This window comes from Kribbella sp. CA-253562 (assembly GCF_050942265.1).
Taxonomy (GTDB): Bacteria; Actinomycetota; Actinomycetes; order Propionibacteriales; family Kribbellaceae; genus Kribbella.
Map to the genome: position 1 here is coordinate 6,706,370 of NZ_CP192049.1, position 18,281 is coordinate 6,724,650.

The 18,281-nt window shown below is 70.7% G+C and carries 16 protein-coding genes; 10 read left to right on the forward strand and 6 right to left on the reverse strand.

Going from position 1 to position 18,281, the window contains the following annotated elements; translation table 11 throughout:
- The first annotated feature begins 89 nt into the window (after positions 1 to 89).
- Positions 90 to 1,199 (forward strand): magnesium and cobalt transport protein CorA, encoded by a 1,110-nt coding sequence (locus tag ACQPXM_RS31570; RefSeq protein ID WP_432940389.1) that lies wholly within the window; start codon positions 90 to 92, stop codon positions 1,197 to 1,199.
- On the opposite strand, the gene ACQPXM_RS31575 is transcribed toward ACQPXM_RS31570, so the two are convergent.
- Positions 1,200 to 1,649 carry a hypothetical protein gene (locus ACQPXM_RS31575; protein ID WP_432940391.1) on the reverse strand — a complete coding sequence of 150 codons (450 nt, stop codon included), beginning with the start codon at positions 1,647 to 1,649 and terminating at the stop codon, positions 1,200 to 1,202. It lies immediately after the preceding gene.
- A 285-nt stretch (positions 1,650 to 1,934) separates the two neighbouring features.
- Between ACQPXM_RS31575 and ACQPXM_RS31580 the strand changes: the two genes are divergently transcribed.
- Positions 1,935 to 2,939, forward strand: a complete 1,005-nt coding sequence (locus tag ACQPXM_RS31580; protein ID WP_432940393.1) for an ArsR/SmtB family transcription factor — start codon at positions 1,935 to 1,937, stop codon at positions 2,937 to 2,939.
- Between the two features lie 115 nt (positions 2,940 to 3,054).
- Positions 3,055 to 4,038: an ArsR/SmtB family transcription factor gene (locus tag ACQPXM_RS31585; protein ID WP_432940396.1), complete on the forward strand. Its 984-nt coding sequence runs from the start codon at positions 3,055 to 3,057 to the stop codon at positions 4,036 to 4,038.
- 29 nt (positions 4,039 to 4,067) lie between these two features.
- Here the strand turns inward: ACQPXM_RS31585 and ACQPXM_RS31590 are convergent, their stop codons facing one another.
- On the reverse strand, positions 4,068 to 5,258 hold the full coding sequence (locus ACQPXM_RS31590; RefSeq protein WP_432940398.1) for an acyl-CoA dehydrogenase family protein: 1,191 nt from the start codon (positions 5,256 to 5,258) through the stop codon (positions 4,068 to 4,070).
- Between the two features lie 148 nt (positions 5,259 to 5,406).
- A complete protein-coding gene (locus ACQPXM_RS31595) occupies positions 5,407 to 6,909 on the reverse strand; it encodes a protein kinase domain-containing protein (protein WP_432940400.1) in 1,503 nt (500 codons plus the stop codon).
- Positions 6,910 to 7,068: 159 nt separating this feature from the next.
- Here ACQPXM_RS31595 and ACQPXM_RS31600 point away from each other — a divergent pair, with 159 nt between their 5' ends.
- Complete coding sequence (locus ACQPXM_RS31600) at positions 7,069 to 7,740, forward strand: peptidylprolyl isomerase (protein ID WP_432940402.1); 672 nt, start codon at positions 7,069 to 7,071, stop codon at positions 7,738 to 7,740.
- Positions 7,741 to 7,806: 66 nt separating this feature from the next.
- Positions 7,807 to 8,223, forward strand: a complete 417-nt coding sequence (locus ACQPXM_RS31605; protein ID WP_432940405.1) for a VOC family protein — start codon at positions 7,807 to 7,809, stop codon at positions 8,221 to 8,223.
- A 1-nt stretch (position 8,224) separates the two neighbouring features.
- Here ACQPXM_RS31605 and ACQPXM_RS31610 read toward each other — a convergent pair whose 3' ends face one another.
- Positions 8,225 to 9,199 (reverse strand): HpcH/HpaI aldolase/citrate lyase family protein, encoded by a 975-nt coding sequence (locus tag ACQPXM_RS31610; protein ID WP_432940408.1) that lies wholly within the window; start codon positions 9,197 to 9,199, stop codon positions 8,225 to 8,227.
- A gap of 148 nt (positions 9,200 to 9,347) precedes the next feature.
- Between ACQPXM_RS31610 and ACQPXM_RS31615 the strand changes: the two genes are divergently transcribed.
- Positions 9,348 to 9,866: a hypothetical protein gene (locus ACQPXM_RS31615; RefSeq protein WP_432940411.1), complete on the forward strand. Its 519-nt coding sequence runs from the start codon at positions 9,348 to 9,350 to the stop codon at positions 9,864 to 9,866.
- Positions 9,867 to 9,883: 17 nt separating this feature from the next.
- On the opposite strand, the gene ACQPXM_RS31620 is transcribed toward ACQPXM_RS31615, so the two are convergent.
- Both ACQPXM_RS31620 and ACQPXM_RS31625 read right to left on the reverse strand, forming a co-directional pair.
- Positions 9,884 to 13,540 (reverse strand): S8 family serine peptidase, encoded by a 3,657-nt coding sequence (locus tag ACQPXM_RS31620; RefSeq protein WP_432940413.1) that lies wholly within the window; start codon positions 13,538 to 13,540, stop codon positions 9,884 to 9,886.
- Between the two features lie 124 nt (positions 13,541 to 13,664).
- Positions 13,665 to 14,633 carry a helix-turn-helix domain-containing protein gene (locus ACQPXM_RS31625; protein ID WP_432940415.1) on the reverse strand — a complete coding sequence of 323 codons (969 nt, stop codon included), beginning with the start codon at positions 14,631 to 14,633 and terminating at the stop codon, positions 13,665 to 13,667.
- A gap of 147 nt (positions 14,634 to 14,780) precedes the next feature.
- Here ACQPXM_RS31625 and ACQPXM_RS31630 point away from each other — a divergent pair, with 147 nt between their 5' ends.
- The 4 genes from ACQPXM_RS31630 to ACQPXM_RS31645 all read left to right on the forward strand — a co-directional run bounded on the left by ACQPXM_RS31630 (position 14,781) and on the right by ACQPXM_RS31645 (position 18,237).
- Complete coding sequence (locus ACQPXM_RS31630; RefSeq protein WP_432940418.1) at positions 14,781 to 15,302, forward strand: SigE family RNA polymerase sigma factor; 522 nt, start codon at positions 14,781 to 14,783, stop codon at positions 15,300 to 15,302.
- Positions 15,299 to 16,225 (forward strand): hypothetical protein, encoded by a 927-nt coding sequence (locus tag ACQPXM_RS31635; RefSeq protein WP_432940421.1) that lies wholly within the window; start codon positions 15,299 to 15,301, stop codon positions 16,223 to 16,225. The genes ACQPXM_RS31630 and ACQPXM_RS31635 overlap by 4 nt, the downstream gene beginning before the upstream one ends.
- A 130-nt stretch (positions 16,226 to 16,355) precedes the next feature.
- A complete protein-coding gene (locus ACQPXM_RS31640; RefSeq protein ID WP_432940424.1) occupies positions 16,356 to 17,618 on the forward strand; it encodes a magnesium transporter MgtE N-terminal domain-containing protein in 1,263 nt (420 codons plus the stop codon).
- Positions 17,608 to 18,237 carry a DUF1003 domain-containing protein gene (locus ACQPXM_RS31645; protein ID WP_432940427.1) on the forward strand — a complete coding sequence of 210 codons (630 nt, stop codon included), beginning with the start codon at positions 17,608 to 17,610 and terminating at the stop codon, positions 18,235 to 18,237. Before ACQPXM_RS31640 ends, ACQPXM_RS31645 begins: the two co-directional genes overlap by 11 nt.
- The last annotated feature ends 44 nt before the right edge of the window (positions 18,238 to 18,281 follow it).

Below are 18,281 nucleotides of genomic sequence, written 5' to 3' on the forward strand. Positions count from 1 at the left end.
CTCCGCTGTTGCTTCCATCCCATCATTGCCGACGCGTGGTAACGACAGCGCGGCAGCCACACCGGGGGTGCGTTGATAGCCTCGCGTCGATGACCGGACGAAGGTGGGACTTGGGCGCGTCACGGCGCGTCGGACGAGCGTTCGGCCGCCGTCCGGCCGTCACCGCCGCGGCGGAGTTCGATCTGGTCGGCAGCGGCAAGCTGGACGGCGCACTGGTCGACTGGGCCTACTACCGCGACGGCCGGCGCGACACCGGCCACGGCGACTACGTCGACGCGCTGCAGCGGGCCCGGCGGGGCGAGGGCTACGTGTGGATCGGCCTGTTCCAGCCCACCGAGCACCAGCTGGCCGTGGTCGGGCAGCAGTTCGGTCTGCACCCGCTGGCGCTGGAGGACGCGACCGAGGCGCACCAGCGGCCGAAGCTGGAGCGGTACGGCGAGACGCTGTTCGCCGTGCTGAAGACCGTGCGGTACGTGCCGCACGACGACCTGACCGCCACCAGTGAGGTGGTCGAGTCCGGCGAGGTGATGGTGTTCTGCGGGCCCGGCTTCGTGATCAGCGTGCGGCACGGGGACCACGGCGAGCTGGCGGGGCTGCGGCAGACCCTGGAGAAGGACCCGAAGCGGCTGGCGGCCGGCCCGGGCACGGTGCTGCACGCGATCACCGACCACGTGGTGGACAGCTACCTGGCGGTGGCCGCCGCGGTCCAGGCCGACATCGACGTGATCGAGGCCGAGATGTTCAGTCCGCGCGGCTGGCGCAACATCGACCGGGTCTACCAGCTGAAGCGCGAGGTGCTGGAGCTGAAGCGGGCAGTGGCGCCGCTGGCCGGGCCGATGCGCGCGCTGGCCACTCTGCGGCACCCGCTGATCAGCGACGAGACCCGCAACTACTTCCGCGACGTCGACGACCACCTGCTGCGGGTCAAGGAGCAGGTGCTCTCGTTCGACGAGCTGCTCAGCTCGATCCTGCAGGCCGGGCTGGCCCAGGTGCAGGTCGCCGAGAACGAGGACATGCGGCGGATCTCGGCCTGGGTCGCGATCATCGCGGTGCCGACGCTGATCGCCGGCGTCTACGGGATGAACTTCGACCACATGCCGATCCTCACCACGAAGTACGGCTACCCCGTCGTGCTCGGCGCCATGCTGGTCGCCTGCACGGTGCTCTACCGCCTGTTCAAGCGCAACCGCTGGCTGTAGTCAGGTGCCGGTCAGCTCGGAGAAGAAGTCGGACTTGCGGTCCTCGTGGCCGGGCTCGCGCTTGAGCTCGTTGTAGCGGCGGTGCAGGTCAGGCTCGGTCGCGATCCGCTGCCAGGCCCGCGTGAAGCGCCGGTCGTGCTCGGATCCGGCCGGCGTCACCGCAAGACCGGTCGGCAACTCCTGGTCCGGTACGTCGAACACCGCCAGCGTCGGCGCCCAGGCGTCCGGTACGGCGACCGGGAGCAACGCCTTCAACTGCTCGACCGTCGCCGCGAACAGCTCCGGCGGCACCCTCAGGTGCAGGTCCACGTCCCCCTTCGTGAGCGTGCCGGGCACGCTCGACGCGCCGGTCCACTCCAGCTCGCCCGGTACGCCGGCGGCGCGCAGCGTGCGCTCGACCCGCGCGTGGATCGCCGCAGCGCGGGTGGTGAGCTCGTCCGACCACATCATCAGGCCAGCCAAGCAGGAGCTCGCGGCGATCGCCAGCAGGCTTCAGCGAGACCCGCACGGGCGTCTCTCGCGCCGGTCAGCTTTTCACCCCGCCGGCCGCGGAGCCGGTGAGTTGGCAACCTCGTGCCATGGCCGCGAGTGGTCCGGCGTACCGGAAGGCCAGTGGTTGTGCGGGCTCGACGGCAACTGCTTCAATGCGAGCATCGCGTTCGGTCAGCGGTCCGGCACGGTCTGCTACCGGGCGGCATCGGGGATGTCGCGACGATCAGCGCGCCGGGAGGGCTCGTGCTCCGCATCCACTTCACCCCCCGCGACCTCGCCCGGGTGACGCTCTCGACGAAGCCCGCGCCGCTGTGGGAGGTCCTGCTCAGCCTGCACATGCTGCAGCACTCGGACGGGCGGCTGGTGTTCGACGACTGGCGCCGGCACGTGCGGGCCAAGGTCGCCCCGGACCAGATGCGCCTGCTGCTGGAACTGACGCCTCCGCGCGGCTACTCCCCCGACTTCCTGACGCCCGCCGACTGCCCGTCCGACTTCGACAGCGCGCTGGAGCTGGCCCTGTCGACCCCACGCCAGCAGATCCGCTCCGAGCTCGACCTGCTGAGCAAGTACCGGCCGGTCTCGCCGTGGACGCGCGAGCTGGCCCAAGGCGACCGTACGGCGATGCGCAAGCTCGGCCACGCGATCCGGACCTACCACGCCGCCGCCATCGCGCCGTACTGGAAGTCGATCGGTACGCACGTGACCGCTGACCAGGCGCACCGGGGCGAGGCACTCGCCCGGCATGGTGTGGACCGGCTGCTGTCGTCTCTGCATCCGCGAGTCCGCTGGGTGGCGCCGGTCCTCCAGGTGCTCGGCATGCATGACCGGGACCTCTACCTGGACGGCCGGGGCATCGAGCTGCAGCCGTCCGCGTTCTGCTGGCAGGTGCCAACCAAGCTGCGTGACCCGGAGCTCAAGCCGATCCTGGTCTACCCGATTCAGCACGCGCCCGGCATCCTTCGGCAGTCGTCGCCGGACGCAGGCAAGCCGTCCGACGCGCTCAGCTCCCTGCTCGGCTCCACACGCGCGTCGGCGCTGGAGGCAGCGGTCGAGGGCTGTACGACGACCGAGCTCGCCAAGCGCTGCAGCATCTCCCCCGCGGCGGCCAGTCACCAGGCCACGGTGCTGCGTGAGGCCGGACTGATCACCACCCGCCGGGACGGCGCCTCGGTCCGGCACGAGGTCACCCAGCTGGGCATCTGGCTGCTCTCCGGCTACGGCTCCGGAGGTTCGCGCGAGTCCGCGTGATCGCCGCTTCCTCGTGGTGCTGCCCGATCGTGCACGGAGTGTGCACAGCGAGGCCGGTGACAGCGAGATGAAAGGCGCTGCTTGCACGATGGAGGTGGAGAAAGGAGCACCTGTCGTGCTGCGGATTCATTTCACCAGCCAGGACCTCGCCCGGACCACGCTCGCGGAGGAGCCGGACCCTCTCTGGGAGGTGTTGCTCAGCCTCCACCAGCTGCAGGTCCAGGACGGCACGACCCAGTACGGCCACTGGCGTGAGCGCACCCGGCGGCAACTGCCCCGATCGGCCGCACGGCTGCTGCACCTGGCTCCTCCGCGCGGGTACTCGCCGGACTTCCTGACCCCGGCACAGCACACGGGCGGCTTCGAGAGTGGTGTCGAGCGGGTCCTGTCGACCTCCCGCAGCCGATTCCAGCGCGAGATCGAACTGCTCGCCGTACGCCGGCCCGGACCCAGCTGGACGCGCGAACTGGTCGTCGGCCGCCGTGAGGCGGTCAAAAGCCTAGGACAGGCCATGCACACCTACCACCAGTACGCCGTCGCGCCGTACTGGGAGTCGATGCGCACGATGGTGCGCGCGGACCACCAGCAGAAGGTCAGCCACCTGTCCGGCGCCGGCGTGGAGCACCTGCTCGGCCGCATCCACCCGGCGGTGCGCTGGGAGTCCCCCGTGCTCACGGTCGACGGGCTGCCCGACACAGACCTCCACCTGGACGGCCGAGGACTCCGACTGCAGCCATCGGTCTTCTGCTGGCGTACGCCGACCAAGCTGCGCGATCCCGATCTGCCGCCGGTTCTGGTCTACCCGGTCAGGCACAGCCCTGGCGCACTCCACCGCGGGACTGCCGAGCAGAGGTCACGTCCGCTGGCCGCACTGCTCGGTAGCACTCGCGCCTCCGCGTTGGAGGTGATCGCTGACGGCTGCACCACGACCGAACTGGCCCAGCGCTGCGGTGTCTCGCTCGCTGGAGCCAGCCGGCAGGCGGGCATCCTGCGCGAGGCCGGGCTGATCACCACCCGCCGCGCCGGGCAGGCCGTCCGCCACGACCTGACTGTGCTCGGCAGGATGGTGCTCGACGGCTCCGGAGGCCCGACCCGATGACCAGGCCGGGACCCGCGGCGTGCGGGTGGTCAGAGCTTGTAGTCCTCGAGCAGGCGCCGGCCGATGATCATCCGCTGGATGTCGGCGGTGCCCTCACCGATCAGCAGCATCGGCGCCTCCCGGTACAGCCGCTCGATCTCGTACTCCTTGGAGAACCCGTAGCCGCCGTGGATCCGGAAGGAGTCCTCCACCACCTGCGAGCAGTACTCGCTGGCCAGGTACTTCGCGACGCCGGCCTCGAAGTCGTTGCGTGACCCGGCGTCCTTCTTGCGGGCCGCCTTGACCATCAGCTCGTGCGCGGCCTCGACCTTGACCGCCATGTCGGCCAGCCGGAACAGCACCGCCTGGTGCTCGGCGATCTTCTTGCCGAAGGTCTCCCGCTGCTGGGCGTAGGAGATGCCGAGCTCGAACGCGCGCCGGGCCACCCCGCAGCCGCGGGCGGCGACGTTCACCCGGCCGACCTCGACGCCGTCCATCATCTGGTAGAACCCCTGGCCCGGAACGCCGCCGAGGATCTGAGCGGCGTCGATCGAGTAGCCGTCGAAGATCAGCTCGGTGGTGTCGACGCCCTTGTAGCCCATCTTCTCGATCTTGCCCGGCACGGTCAGGCCCTGGTCGACCTCGCCGAAGCCCGGCTCCTTCTCGACCAGGAACGTGGTCATGTTCTTGTAGACCGAGCCGGCGCCCTCGTCGGTCTTCACCAGCACCGCGACCAGGTTCGCCGAACCACCGTTGGTCAGCCACATCTTCTGGCCGTTGATCGTGTAGCGGTCGCCGTTCTTGACCGCCTTGGTCTTGATCGCCGCGACGTCGGAACCGCAGCCCGGCTCGGACATCGAGAACGCGCCGCGCACGTCGCCGGTGGCCATCCGCGGCAGGTACTTGCGCTTCTGCTCGTCGGTGCCGTGCTGCAGCAGCAGGTACGCGACGATGAAGTGCGTGTTGATGATGCCGGACACGCTCATCCAGCCGCGGGCGATCTCCTCGACGCAGAGCGCGTAGGTGAGCAGCGACTCGCCCAGACCGCCGTACTCCTCGGGGATCATCAGGCCGAACAGGCCGAGTTCCTTGAGCCCCTCGACGATCTGTGTCGGGTACTCGTCCTTGTGCTCGAGCTCGGTGGCGACCGGCAGGATCTCCGCCTCGACGAAGGCCCGGACCGTCTTCAGGATCTCCTCCTGGACGTCGGTCAGTCCCTCGGTCTGCTGCAACCTGCTCATCCGGCGGCTCCTTGGCTCAGAGGTGCTTACCCGCGAGTATCGCGAGTCCCAGCATCCCGGTACACCGCGACACCCGCTGTGACACCGGCCACCAGATCCAGGTCAGGTGGCTCACGCCCAGTACGCCGACTGGTACTACCCCGGCCGCCTACTCGTCGGAGTCGGAGTCGCGTTCGTCGTTGTTGTCGCCCCAGGCGGTGCGGCCGAGGTCGCGGTTGATCGCGGCGATCAGCACGAACTCCTGCTGCGTCGGCTGCCACTGCTGGGTCCGCTGAGCCGTGCCGAGCCGGCGCAGCGCGCTGCGGTACCGGTCCGAGGCCTGGCCTTCCTTGCCCTCGCCGAGCGCCTTGGCCGCCTCGTCCAGGTCCTTGGCGGCCTCGCGCACCGCCTTGCTCCCGTCGCCCTGCTGGTCCTGGCGCAGCAACTGGGCCAACGTCCTGAGCTGGTTCGCCGTCCGGGACTCGGTCTGCTGGGGCGGGGACTTCTTGGGCGTCTTCTTCGGGGTCGGCGTTTCCTTCGGCTTCGGCGTCGGGGTGGGCGTCGGCTTGGGCTTCGCGGTCGTCTTCGTCACGACGGTCGGCGCCACCGTCGGCGTGCCGCCCGCCACCGCCGGCGGCTCCTGCGACACGCCTTCCCGCAGCAGGATGGCCGCGACCACACCGGCCACCACCACACCGGCTCCCGCCAGCACCTTCGCGAACGGCAGCCGTCGCCTCGGGGCGGCGTGACTCGCCGGCTGCTTCTCCGGCTCGTCGTCGACGGGCTGGCCGAGCAACTCCTCGTGCAGCGGAACAACTGGCGTGGCAGCGAACGGCAGCACCTGGGTCTCGTTGCTGACCGGCTGGACAGGCGTGGGCGCGTTGAGCTGAGCCAGCACGGCCGCGGAGGACGACGGGCGCTGGGCCGGGTCCTTGGCCAGCATCCGCTGGACCAGCTCGGCCAGGCCGGGCACGTCGTCAGTACGCCGTACGGCCGGGATGGGGGCTTCGAGGTGCTGGCGCAGCACGCCTTCGACGGAGTCGGCGACGTACGGCGGGACGCCCTCGAGCAACTCGTACAGGACGCAGCCCAGCGAGTACCAGTCGCTGGCCGGTGTCGCCTGACCGCCGGTGACCTGCTCCGGGGAGATGTACGCCGCTGTGCCGAGCAGGACTTGGCCGGTGGCGCCGTTGAGCCCGCCGGTGTGCGCCAGCCCGAAGTCGGTGATCTTCAGCGTGCCGTCGGCCGCCAGCAGCAGGTTGCCGGGCTTCACGTCCCGGTGGACGATGCCGGCGCCGTGCGCGGCGTCCAGCGCGCGGGCTCCCTGGACGGCGATGTCCGCGACCAGCTTCGTGGCCGGCAGGCCCTTGGCGCGCATCAGCTGAGCCAGGTCGGTACCGGTCACCAACTCCATCACCAGGAACACCTGGTCGTCGGCAGCGCCCACGTCGTACGTGGCGACGACGTTGGGGTGCTGGAGCCGGGCGGCGGCCTGGGCCTCGATGCGGAACCGCTGGACGGCGTCCATCGGGTCACCGTCGAGCGCGCGCAGCAGCTTGATCGCGACCGGGCGCGCCAGGACCGTGTCCTCACCCCGCCAGACCTCACCTGCGCCACCGCGCCCGAGCAGGCTCAGCAGCCGGTATCGCCCCGCGAGTACCTCGCCGTTCACACAACACCCCACAACAGTCAGCTTCGGGCCCGATCGCCGGTCCACCTTAGGTGCCGCAGCGCCGGAGAGCGAGCCGTCGGACTGCAGGCCGGACGGTCTTTACCTGCTCCTGTGCCTCGAGCCGGTGCCGATCGCCACGCCGCGTACTAGGTTGATCGCATGAAGCGATCAATTCTGCCTGCTCTGATCGCGACGACCTTGCTCGCCGCGACCCTGACGACCACGACCGCGTCGGCCGCCCCGATGAGCCCGGCCGGCCACGGCAAGCCGACCGTGAAGTGCGAGTTCACCCCGACGCCGGAGAACCCGGCGGCCAAGCCGGTGACCGTGCCGAAGGCGACCGCGAAGGCCAAGGGCACCGTCGACGTCTACTTCCTCACCAACTACGGCCCGTTCGTGGTCCGGATGGACCGGGCGAACGCGCCCTGCGGCGTACACAACTTCGTGCATCTGGTGAAGAGCCGCTTCTACGACCACACCCAGTGCTTCCGGCTGACCAACTCGGCCCGCCTGGGCGTGCTGCAGTGCGGCGACATCTACCGCCAGGAGGAGGGCGGCCCGGGCTACAAGTTCCCCGACGAGGTCACCGGCGCCGAGACCTACCCGCGCGGCACCGTTGCCTACGGCAACCAAGGCCCGGGCACCAACGGCTCGGAGTTCTTCGTCGTGCACTCGTTCGCCAACATCGCGCCGAACTACACGGTGCTCGGCAAGGTGGTCTTCGGCATGTCCACCTTCGACCGCATCGTCGCCGCCGGCATCGCCGACCCCGACCTGGACGGCCCGCCCACCCACCCGGTCCGAATCCTGAAGGTCGTCACCCTCGGCTGACACCCGATCGCCCTCCCCGCTCTCGGGGGAGGGCAATTCGCCGACCACGGCGCTAGCTTGTGAAGCATGACCAGCCCGAGTGACGTGGAAGGAGCTGGGACCGTGTCTGGGTTGCGGCTGAGTGTGATCGGGCAGATCTCGCGACCGGTTCGGGACATCCCGACCGCGGTCGCCTGGTACGAAACGGTGCTGGGGCTCCCGCATCTCTACACGTTCGGGAACCTGGCGTTCTTCGACTGCGCCGGGACCCGGCTGTTCCTCAGCGCGGCCGACGGCCCGGTCGGCGAGCCGTCGGTGCTCTATTTCCGTGTGGACGACATCCAGTCGGCCTACGACGAACTGCGGGAGCGCGGCGCGGTCTTCGAGGACGCACCGCGCCTGATCCACCGGCACGCCGACGGGGTCGAGGAGTGGATGGCGTTCTTCGCCGACCCCGACGGGCACCCGCTGGCGATCATGGCGCAGGTGCCGCCGCCGGAGTAGGTCAGTCGGCCGGGGGCTGCCAGACGTCGGTGCGGGTCATGCCGGCGGCGCGGCCCTTGGCGGAGATGACCAGGGCCATCTTGCGGGAGGCCTCGTCGATCATCTCGTCGCCGAGCATCACCGCGCCGCGGGCGCCGCCGGCCGCGGAGGTGAAGTGGTCGTAGGCGTCGAGAATGTTCTCGGCGTGGTCGTAGTCGTCCTGCCGCGGCGAGTAGACCTCGTTGGCGGCGGCGATCTGGTCCGGGTGCAGCACCCACTTGCCGTCGAAGCCGAGCGCGGCCGAGCGGCCGGCCACCCGGCGGAACCCGTCGACGTCCTTGATCTGCAGGTACGGGCCGTCGATCGCCTGCTTGCCGTGCGCGCGGGCGGCCATCAGGATCTGCATCAGGATGTAGTGGTAGGCGTCGCCGACGTCGTAGCCGGGCGGCTGCTCACCGACGACCAGCGACTTCATGTTGATCGAGGCCATGAAGTCGGCCGGGCCGAAGATGATCGTCTCCACCCGCGGCGACGCGGTCGCGATCGCGTTCACGTTGGTCAGGCCGAGCGCGTTCTCGATCTGCGCCTCGATGCCGATCCGCCCCGGCTCGTAGCCGTGCACCTTCTCCAGCTGGGTGAGCAGCAGGTCGAGCGCGACCACCTGCTCGGCGGTCTGCACCTTCGGCAGCATGATGCAGTCCAGGTTCGCGCCCGCGCCCCCGACGACCTCGATCACGTCGGCGTAGGTCCACTCGGTGGTCCAGTCGTTCACCCGGACCACGCGGACCTTCGAGCCCCAGCCGCCCTCGTTCAGCGCGGCGACGATGTTCTTGCGGGCATCCACCTTGGCGATCGGCGCGACCGAGTCCTCCAGGTCGAGAAACACCTGGTCGGCATCCAGCCCCTTGGCCTTGGCCAGGAACCGCGGGTTCGACCCCGGTGTCGCCAGGCAGGACCGCCTGGACCGCAGCGCCTTGGTCGCCGTCTCGTCGCCCATCGCCGTACCCCTTCCTCGGAACCTGGTTACCCACCAGTTTCACGGCAGCGTACGGCGAAACGCCTGACCCGCCGGTGACCCGGCTCACGTCGAGACCCGATGTGGCCGGATTCACCGGTCCGGCGGTTGGCTGTGTCAGTCTTGGTCCGTGACGACCGACGAGATCACGGCCGAGATCGCCGCGGTGATGAAAAAGGCCGGACTGGTGTGGCTGTCCTGGGACGGACGCCGGCCGGCGCCGGCCTGGTTCGCCACGGTCGACGGTTCGTACGTCGTCCTGGCGGATCGTGACGGCAGCGCCGAGCAGCCGTTGCCCGGACTGGCCGATACCGGCGCTGTGGAGGTCGTCGTACCGGCGAAGCCTGCTACTGCGCGACTGGCCTCCTGGACCGCGACCGTACGACGCCTGGAGCCGGGCAGCGACGAGTGGACCGCCGCAGCGTTGGTCCTCCGCACCGAGCGCCTCAATGCCGCCGGACTGGGCAACCAGCTCGACCGCTGGCAGACCCAAGCCGACGTGCTCGTCCTCGAGCCGACCGGCGCGGTCACCACGGCGTACGACGACGCCCATCCCGCGGTGACTCCGCCGGAGACCTCCGCGACGACCCGAGGCAAGCGCCCGATCACCCTGCACCGCCGGTCCAGCCGCCGCCCCAAGCTGAGCTGAGGCGGCGGCCGGCGGAGTCAGCGCAGGCCGAACGCGCGATCCACGGTCTGGACAACGCTGTTGCCTGCGGAATCCCGAGCGGTGGTGCGCAGGCTGACGTACTGGGCCTTCAACGGGGCGTCCAGCCGGGCCTGCCACGTAGCGCCCGAACGGGACGAATTCAGGGTGTGCCAGGTGCCACCGTCGTCGTACGAGACCTCCAGCGTGACGGTGCTGATCCGCCCGGGGCCTGCAGCGCCCGGCAGGTGCGACGGCGTCACTGACAACCCAGTACGCCGCTGCGCCCGACCCGCCAGGTCCGTGGAGACGCCGTAGTCCAGCTGGATCAACGGGAGCGACTCCAGCTCGTTGTAGTGGGCCTGGTCGGAGACAAAGCCCCATTCGGTGCGGGTGCGCGGCGAGTACGGCCGGCCGGGCATGTCGCGGGTGGTGTCCGCGACCAGTCGGTACGGGAGCCGCTCCGGTGGCACCTCCACCGACAGGAAGTCGGCGCCCTCGGCAACGAGGTTGTCGCCTTGGTACAGCGCCGTGTTCAGTGTGACCCCGCCGAACACCGTGCCCTCGTGCCGGCCGGAGTCACCCCAGCCGGGAATGCCGAACACACTGATGATGTCACCGACTCTCGACGGCGGTGTGGACATCGCGTTGTCGCTCAGCAACCGCGGCCGCTGGATCCCGGCGAACCAGGTCTCCTTGGTGGTGCTGCGCGGCTGGTAGGACTGCGACGAACCGATCAGGGACAAGTCAGGCACCGCGGCCTGGCTGAGCCACTTCACCGTCGGCCCGGCGGTCACCCAGACGGTGTGGTCGCCCTGCGCGAGCACTGTGGTGGCAGCCGAGCTGACGGCCCAGGCGAAGTCCGTGGACAGGTCGTAGCGGATGTCCAGCGCCTCACCCTGCGCGGTGTTGCGGAACGACTGCTCGATCTTCGCCAGGTCACCCGGACCGGGCCGATAACTGGGATCCCGCGGGATCGCGCCGTCGTGGTGCTGCACCAGGTCGTACAGGTACTGCGGGTACGGGTGCGATGTCAGCTTCAGCGTCCTGGAACCGTGCCGAAGCTGGGCTACGAGCCGCGGACCCTGGTCGGAGTCCAGCGAAGCCACCGGCAGCTGCGGAGCCTCCTCCTGCGGCAGGTCGGCCCAGGCATCGAGCGGACCGTAGCCGTCGTTGACGATCAGCAGTTGCTTGGCACCGGCCTTCGCAGCTGCCTTGGCCTGCTCGGTGGCGGCCACCCGGTCGTTCCGTAGCACCACCGCGATCTTGCCGCGCACCGTTGTCCTGGCGAAGTCCGCACTCGACCCGTCGCCGGCGTATACGAGCGCGGCTGCCTTGGTGCCGGCCGGCAGCTTCGGCGACAGGCTCTGGACCTGCGGCGTCCACAGATCCTTGCCCAGGGCAAGCATCACGGCCGGCTGGGTCTGCCGCCAGCGGGCCGCGAACGTGTACGACCCCTGGGTGACCGGACGGGTCGGCGTCGCCCAGAGGCTGTCGTAGAGCCACCACTCGAGCTGGTAGGAGTCGACGAAGCGGTGCAGGTCGCGGTAGCTGCGGTACTGGTCGATCCGCAGGTCGTCGGTGACGGTCGGCTGCGGCGTGATCGCGCTGACCTTGCGCAGCGTCGACGCGGCGAAGGTCAGCGACCGGTCCTTGCTGACGACAACCTCGGGCTCGCTGAGGACCGCGCGGCTCAGGGAGTGCTGGCTGTCGAGGCCACGCACGTCGGCGTACATCCAGACGGCGTACGTGCTCGGGCGGAGAATGATGTCGACCCGGCCGGACTCGTCGACCTGGTGGACCTGCGGAATGGTGTCCCGCGCGATGTCCTTCAGTACGACGACACCCGGCAGGGCGGAACCGCCCCGGCCCTTGGCCGCGACCGACAGCTTCACCCGCTCGCTCTGCTTGCTCACGCCGACCGGAGTGTGCAGCGCTCCGCCGGGTCCGGTGGCCGTGAGGATGGCGCTGTAGCCGGCATCGTCGGCCGCGAGGTCCAGATGCCCTTGGACGCCGACAGTCGCGGTGCCGTGCGCAGGCACCGTCACCTGCGAAGACGTCAGCGTCAGCAGACCGGCTGGGATGCCCTGGGTGCTGAGGGCGAGGTCCAGCGTGACCGGCTCGGCGCCCGTGTTGGTGTAGACGACGTCCTTGCTCAGCACACCGCTCGACGGGTACGGCCACTTCGCGAACAGGAAGGCCGACGCGGAGGCGAACACCGAGCTCTTGACCGCGGCCGCCACGTCGAGCCGGCCGCTGCCGCCGACGTACGGGCTGTACTGGACGGTCCGCTTGGTGGTGCTGACCAGTGCGTCCTTGAGCTGGGCACCGGTCCAGTCGGGGTGTGCACGGGCGAGCAGGGCCGCGGCGCCGGCGACGTGCGGCGTCGCCATCGAAGTGCCGCTCATGGTCAGGTACGAGCCCTCACCCTCCGGCGCGTACTGCGACCGTGCAGCCAGTACGTCGACGCCCGGCGCGGTCAGCTCCGGCTTGATCGCGGTGTCACCCAGTCGCGGACCGCGGCTGGAGAACGACGCGACCCGGTCGGCCGAGTCCACTGCCCCGACGGTCAGGGCCGCATCGGCAGCACCCGGTGCGCCCACGCTGAACGGATCCGGGCCGGCGTTGCCCGCCGCGACGACGAACAGTGCACCGGTCTCAGCGCTCAGCCTGTTCACGGCCTGGCTCATCGGGTCGGTGCCGTCGGTGGGGTCCGAGCCGAGGCTCATGCTGATCACCTTGGCGTGCTGGTCCCTGGCGGCCCACTCCATACCGGCGAGGATCCAGGAGTCCTGACCGCTGCCGTCGTCGGCGAGGACCTTGCCGATGTGCAGGCCCGCTCCGGGAGCGACGCCCTTCTCGGCGCCACCCGACGCGGCACCGGTCCCGGCGATGGTCGACGCGACGTGCGTGCCGTGGCCGTTCCGGTCGGTGACCTCCTCCCCCGGCACGAAGCTCGCCGCTGCGGCGATCTGCCCGGTGAAGTCCGGGTGCGCCGCGTCGATGCCGGTGTCCAGCACCGCGACGGCCACGCCCTGCCCGGTGTTGCCGCCCTGCCAGACCTGCGGGGCACCGATCTGCGCGGTGGTGTCGGTGAGGGTGGCCTTGGCCTTGCCGTCCAGCCAGACCTTGGCGATCCCACTCGACCGGTTGGTCACGGACGACCAGAACGAGTCGTTGCGGTCGGCCTCCAACGCCGCGCCCCGGATGCTGCTCAACGTCCGCGTACGGCGTGAGCCGGTCGGCACGACCTGCTTGCGGGCGTCGGCGTACGAGACGATCAGCGGCAGGCGGTGGGTCTGCGCGTCGTCGTACCCGTCCTCGAGCAGGTCGGTGACGTTGAACAGTCCCTCGTCCAGCACGCCGGAGGCGACGTACGGCATGGCCGCGTCGGGATAGACGTAGGTGTCCTCGCCCACGGTCATGATGTGGGCGCCGGCCGGGCCGCCGGTCGGCTTGCGCACGGTCGCGGTGGTCCGGCCGTCCGCGGTGACCGTCGCGGTGACCTTGTCGCCGGTGATCAGCGTGACGGTCTTGGTCTTGGTCGTGGCCGTCGGGGCGGGCTGGGCCGCGGCGACCGGCGATGCGCCCGCCGGGACCGGCCAGGCAGTGGTCAGCAGCGCCAGAGCGGCGCTGACCGCCACCAGCGCGCGACCGCGGGGCGAAGTCTGGGACAAGGGAACTCCAAGGGTTCACAGGGGTTCCCCGCATTACACGCGGGCCCGGCGCCGGCGGCCATCGATCTCGCTGGCGCAAAGCTGACACGGCCAACTCGGACAGGCTGTCCAAGGAATGGACGCGTCAGAGCCAGCCGCGGTCCCGGGCGTGCCAGCCCAGCTGGAGCCGGGACCGGGAGTTGGTCCGCTCCATCAGCAGCTGGACCCGGCGGGCGACCGTACGCCGGCTGATCCCCAGCCGGACTCCCGCGGCCTCGTCGGTCAGACCGGCGACCAGCAGCGACAGCAGGTACCTGTCGTCGGCCGACATCGTGCCTTCCGCCGTCAGCGACTCCTCGGCGGTCACCACCAGCGGGCTGGCCCGCGCCCACACCGTCTCGAACAGCGCGACCAGCGCGTCGAGCAGGCTGCACGGGTGGACCAGCAACGCCGCGTCGCGCGCGGGGGTCGCCCAGTCCAGTGGGAGCAGCGCCAGCTCCCGGTCGGCGACTGCCAGCTTCGTCGGCAGCGCGTCCACGATCCTGGCCTGCTCACCGGCCCGGACATGGCTGACCGCACTGGCCGACAGCACCTCGTCGCTCAACGCGGAGCTGTCGTACACGACCCGGTAGGTGACGCCGTCGGCCTGCCGGTCCAGCTGGGTCCGGTTCACCTCGGCCGACGCGGCGTACGGCGGCGCCACCAGCTCCCGCATCTCCTGCCGAGCCGTCCGCTGCACCCGGTCGAACGCCAGCCCGACCGCGGTCTGCCCGGACACGATCTCGATCAGTTCCTCGGTCCGCCGGTCGCTGGCCTGGTTGTACGCCGCCGCCGTCAACCGGTACGCCGCCTCGCGGACCCGCTCGAGCTCCTCCTCCTGGCGCCGGACCAACTGCTCCACCGCCAGGTCCGGCAGCACCGGGACCACCAGCTCGCGCGGTGGCGGCGTACGGTGCACGAATCCTTCCCGCTGCAGCGCGTCGACAGCCCGCAGCACGTCCGGCTCCGGCAGCCCGGCCCGGTCGGCCAGCTCCAGCACGGTCGCCGGCCCCTGCCGGACCAACGTCAGGTACACCGTCTCGTTCTCGGCCCCCAGCCCAGTCGATCTCAGCATGCTCGCCCCCTCCACCACCGATGACAACGTTGCAACGGTCGGAGGCAGTCTAGGAAAATCCGGCTGACCCCGCCGCCGGGGCAACCTGTTCGGACCGGATCCCGTATCTGTGATCGTCAACTGATCCGGCGACGACGGGACGAACAGATGCTCGGCAGGCAACGGCGCGACCAGGAGTTCTCCGAGTACGTCGCGGCCCGCCGGTCGCGACTGGTCGGCACCGCCTACCTGCTCTGCGGCGACCGCCACCTGGCCGAGGACCTGGTCCAGACCGCGCTCGCCAAGCTGTACGTCGCCTGGCCGCGGATCCGGCGCTCGGACGGCGCGGACGCCTACGCCCGGCGGATCCTGGTCAACGCCGGGATCGACGCCAGCCGGCGGCCCTGGCGGCGTGAGCAGACGGCCGGGGAACTCCCGGAACAGGCCGTGGACGAGGGCTTCGGCCTGGAGGACCGCGACGAGCTGATGGCCGCGCTGAGCACGTTGGCAGCCGGCCAGCGGCGGGTCATCGTCCTGCGCTTCTGGCTGGGCCTGTCGGTCGAGGAGACCGCCGCCGACCTGCAGATCACCGTCGGCACGGTGAAGAGCCAGTCCTCGAAGGCCTTGCAGAACCTCAGGGGTCAGTTGGCCGACTCCCGACTCGCGGAACTGATGGAGGACGCCCGATGAACGAGAACGACCTGCACGAGCAGTTGGCCCGCAGTACCTCGTGGACGGAGGACCTGACCGTCGACCCGGCCGAGGACCTGGCCCGCGGCCGTCGCCGGTTGCGGCGACGCCGGGCAGGGGTCGGAGCCGTGAGTGCCTTCGCCGTGGCCCTGGTGGCCACCGGAGGAAGCCTGGCGACTGCTCACCTGGGGGGTTCGACGGACCCGGCCGGGGTGGCTGGGCAGCCGCAGGCGAAGGTGGAGCGGCACGCCGTCGGCCCCGGTGGGAGTGTCGAGATCCGTCCGGACGGCAGTTACGTGATCCAGCCGACGCCGGGTGGGCCGTCGTACACCTGTCCGCCGCGGGGCCGGGCTTTCACCCCACCCGCCGGCGGTGCTGCCGGCACGGCGAAGGCGAACCATCTCGACGTCTTCGCCAGGTACGCCGACCCGGACCGCCGGCACCTGGTCGGGCGCGCGGCGGGCGGGGTCAATCCGAGGGAGAGCGGTCTGTGCGGACGCGCCGGGTGGGCGGGAGCTCGATCGGACTGGAGCGAGGCCGGTGGGATCGGGTGGGCCGAGATCATCGTGCTGCCGAAGGCCGTGCACGAGCAGCCGAACGACGGGGGCATCCCGCACCCGCGGGCGGACACCTGCGGCTTGGCCGACGACCGCTCGACCTTCTCCGCCTGCTGGATGACGACCACGGACGACGGCAAGCAGGTGCGGGTCGGTACGCGGGGCAAGCAGGCGTACTGGGCGAGCTACGTGCGCCCGGACGGGCAACTGGCGATCGCCACGGTCGAGGGTGACGGCCGACGAGCGGACCCCGGCAGCTTCGGCGGAGCCGAGCCCCCGACGCAGAACCCGGTGGAGGAGCCCAGCGTCACCCTTGCCGAACTGATCGCCACGGTCACCGACCCGTCGCTGGACACCGCCGGCTGACCGGCCGCTGTCCTGCTCCCGCCCGCTCGGCTCTGCCGGACGGGCGGGACGTCGTACGGAGGCGTCGACACAGGCGGGCGACAGCGACGCCGTGGGGGCCGCGACCGCCTCGGGCGGTTAGCCTTCGAGCATGAGCGGATCACCGGCACGTGTGTACGTGGCCCGGCTGGCCGGGTTGCCCGTGTACGACCCGAACGGGGACCAGGTCGGCAAGGTGCGCGACGTCGTGGTGACGCTGCGGCAGGACACCCAGCCGCCGCGGGTGCTCGGGCTGGTGGTCGAGGTGTTCACCCGGCGGCGCATCTTCCTGCCGATGACCCGGGTGACCTCGATCGAGGTCGGCCACGTGATCACCACCGGACTGCTGAACATGCGCCGCTTCGAGCAGCGGGCGACCGAGGTGCTGGTGCTCGGCGAACTGCTGGACCGGACCGTGACGATCCGCGAGACCGGCGCGTCCGCGGTGGTGTTCGACCTGGCGATGGAGCAGTGGCGGACCCGGGACTGGATGCTGTCGAAGGTCGCGGTGACCGAGGGGGCCAAGCGGTTCCGGCGTCGCGGGCAGTCGCACGTGCTGGACTGGGCCGACGTCAGCGGGTTCGCGCAGACCGAGCACGGGCAGGGCGCGACGCACATGCTGGCCGCGTTCGACACGATGAAGCCGGCCGACCTGGCCGGCGTACTGCACGAGCTGTCGCCGAAACGGCGCAAGGAGATCGCGTCCGCGCTGAACGACGAACGGCTGGCCGACGTCCTGGAAGAGCTGCCCGAGGACGACCAGGTGGAGATCCTGGCCGGCCTGGACACCGAGCGCGCCGCCGACGTGCTGGAGGAGATGTCCCCGGACGACGCCGCCGACCTGATCGCCGAGCTGCCGACCGACACCGCCGAACGGCTGCTCACGCTGATGGAGCCCGACGAGGCCGAGGACGTCCGGCGCCTGCTGACGTACGAGGAACGCACGGCCGGTGGACTGATGACGTCCGAGCCGGTGATCCTGCCCGCCGACGCGACCGTGGCGGACGCGCTCGCGCACGTGCGCAACGCCGAGCTGAGTCCGGCGCTGGCCGCGATGATCTACGTCTGCCGCCCGCCGCTGGAGACGCCGACCGGCCGGTTCATCGGGATCGGCCACATCCAGCGGCTGCTGCGCGAGCCGCCGTCGGCGCTGGTGTCCGGCGTACTGGACACGGATCTGGACGGGCTGCGTCCGGACGACGGCCTGCAGGCGGTGAGCAAGTACCTCGCGACGTACAACCTGGTCGCCGCTCCGGTGCTCGACGACGAGGGCCGGCTGCTCGGTGCGGTCACCGTGGACGACGTACTGGACCATCTGCTGCCCGACGACTGGCGTGGCTCCGCGCCGCAGGAGGGGGACGCGCATGCCCGGTGACAACCGCCGCAGCAGCCGGCCGGACGACCGGCGCGGATCCCAGTCCACCGAGCGCCGTGGTTCCCGGTCGGAGGAGCGTCGCGGCGCACGGCCGGAGGAGCGCCGCTCCGAGGAACGCCGGCTGACCCGCCCGGCCGCCGACCGGCTGGACGTTCCGCGCGAGCTGCGCCGGACGCTGGTCCGGCGGCGCGCGTACGACGCGGACGCGTTCGGGCGGCTGTCGGAGCGGATCGCGCGGTTCCTCGGCACCGGGCAGTTCCTGGTCTACATGACCGCGACGATCGTGTTCTGGGTGGTGTGGAACATCTTCGCGCCCGAGCACCTGCGCTGGGACGAGTACCCGTTCATCTTCCTCACCCTCGCGCTCAGCCTGCAGGCCTCGTACGCCGCGCCGCTGATCCTGCTCGCGCAGAACCGGCAGGAGGCCCGCGACCGGGTCCAGTACGAGCGCGACCGCGACGTCGACGCCCGGAGCCGGGCCGACATGGAGTTCCTGGCCCGGGAGATGGCCTCGCTGCGGATGTCGGTCGGCGAGGTCGCGACCCGCGACTTCCTGCGCTCCGAACTGCGCTCGCTGCTGGCCGAGCTGGACAAGGACCGCGAGGACGACCGGGTCTGAGCCGCCGGGGCACTTGGTTAGGTGTGCCTTGCCGGAGCTACGTC

Coding starts and splice junctions, on each gene's coding strand:
- ACQPXM_RS31570 (WP_432940389.1), top strand. CDS start 90: ATGACCGGACGAAGGTGGGACTTGGGCGCGTCACGGCGCGTCGGACGA.
- ACQPXM_RS31575 (WP_432940391.1), bottom strand. CDS start 1,649: ATGATGTGGTCGGACGAGCTCACCACCCGCGCTGCGGCGATCCACGCG.
- ACQPXM_RS31590 (WP_432940398.1), bottom strand. CDS start 5,258: ATGAGCAGGTTGCAGCAGACCGAGGGACTGACCGACGTCCAGGAGGAG.
- ACQPXM_RS31600 (WP_432940402.1), top strand. CDS start 7,069: ATGAAGCGATCAATTCTGCCTGCTCTGATCGCGACGACCTTGCTCGCC.
- ACQPXM_RS31605 (WP_432940405.1), top strand. CDS start 7,807: ATGACCAGCCCGAGTGACGTGGAAGGAGCTGGGACCGTGTCTGGGTTG.
- ACQPXM_RS31610 (WP_432940408.1), bottom strand. CDS start 9,199: ATGGGCGACGAGACGGCGACCAAGGCGCTGCGGTCCAGGCGGTCCTGC.
- ACQPXM_RS31625 (WP_432940415.1), bottom strand. CDS start 14,633: ATGCTGAGATCGACTGGGCTGGGGGCCGAGAACGAGACGGTGTACCTG.
- ACQPXM_RS31630 (WP_432940418.1), top strand. CDS start 14,781: ATGCTCGGCAGGCAACGGCGCGACCAGGAGTTCTCCGAGTACGTCGCG.
- ACQPXM_RS31635 (WP_432940421.1), top strand. CDS start 15,299: ATGAACGAGAACGACCTGCACGAGCAGTTGGCCCGCAGTACCTCGTGG.
- ACQPXM_RS31640 (WP_432940424.1), top strand. CDS start 16,356: ATGAGCGGATCACCGGCACGTGTGTACGTGGCCCGGCTGGCCGGGTTG.
- ACQPXM_RS31645 (WP_432940427.1), top strand. CDS start 17,608: ATGCCCGGTGACAACCGCCGCAGCAGCCGGCCGGACGACCGGCGCGGA.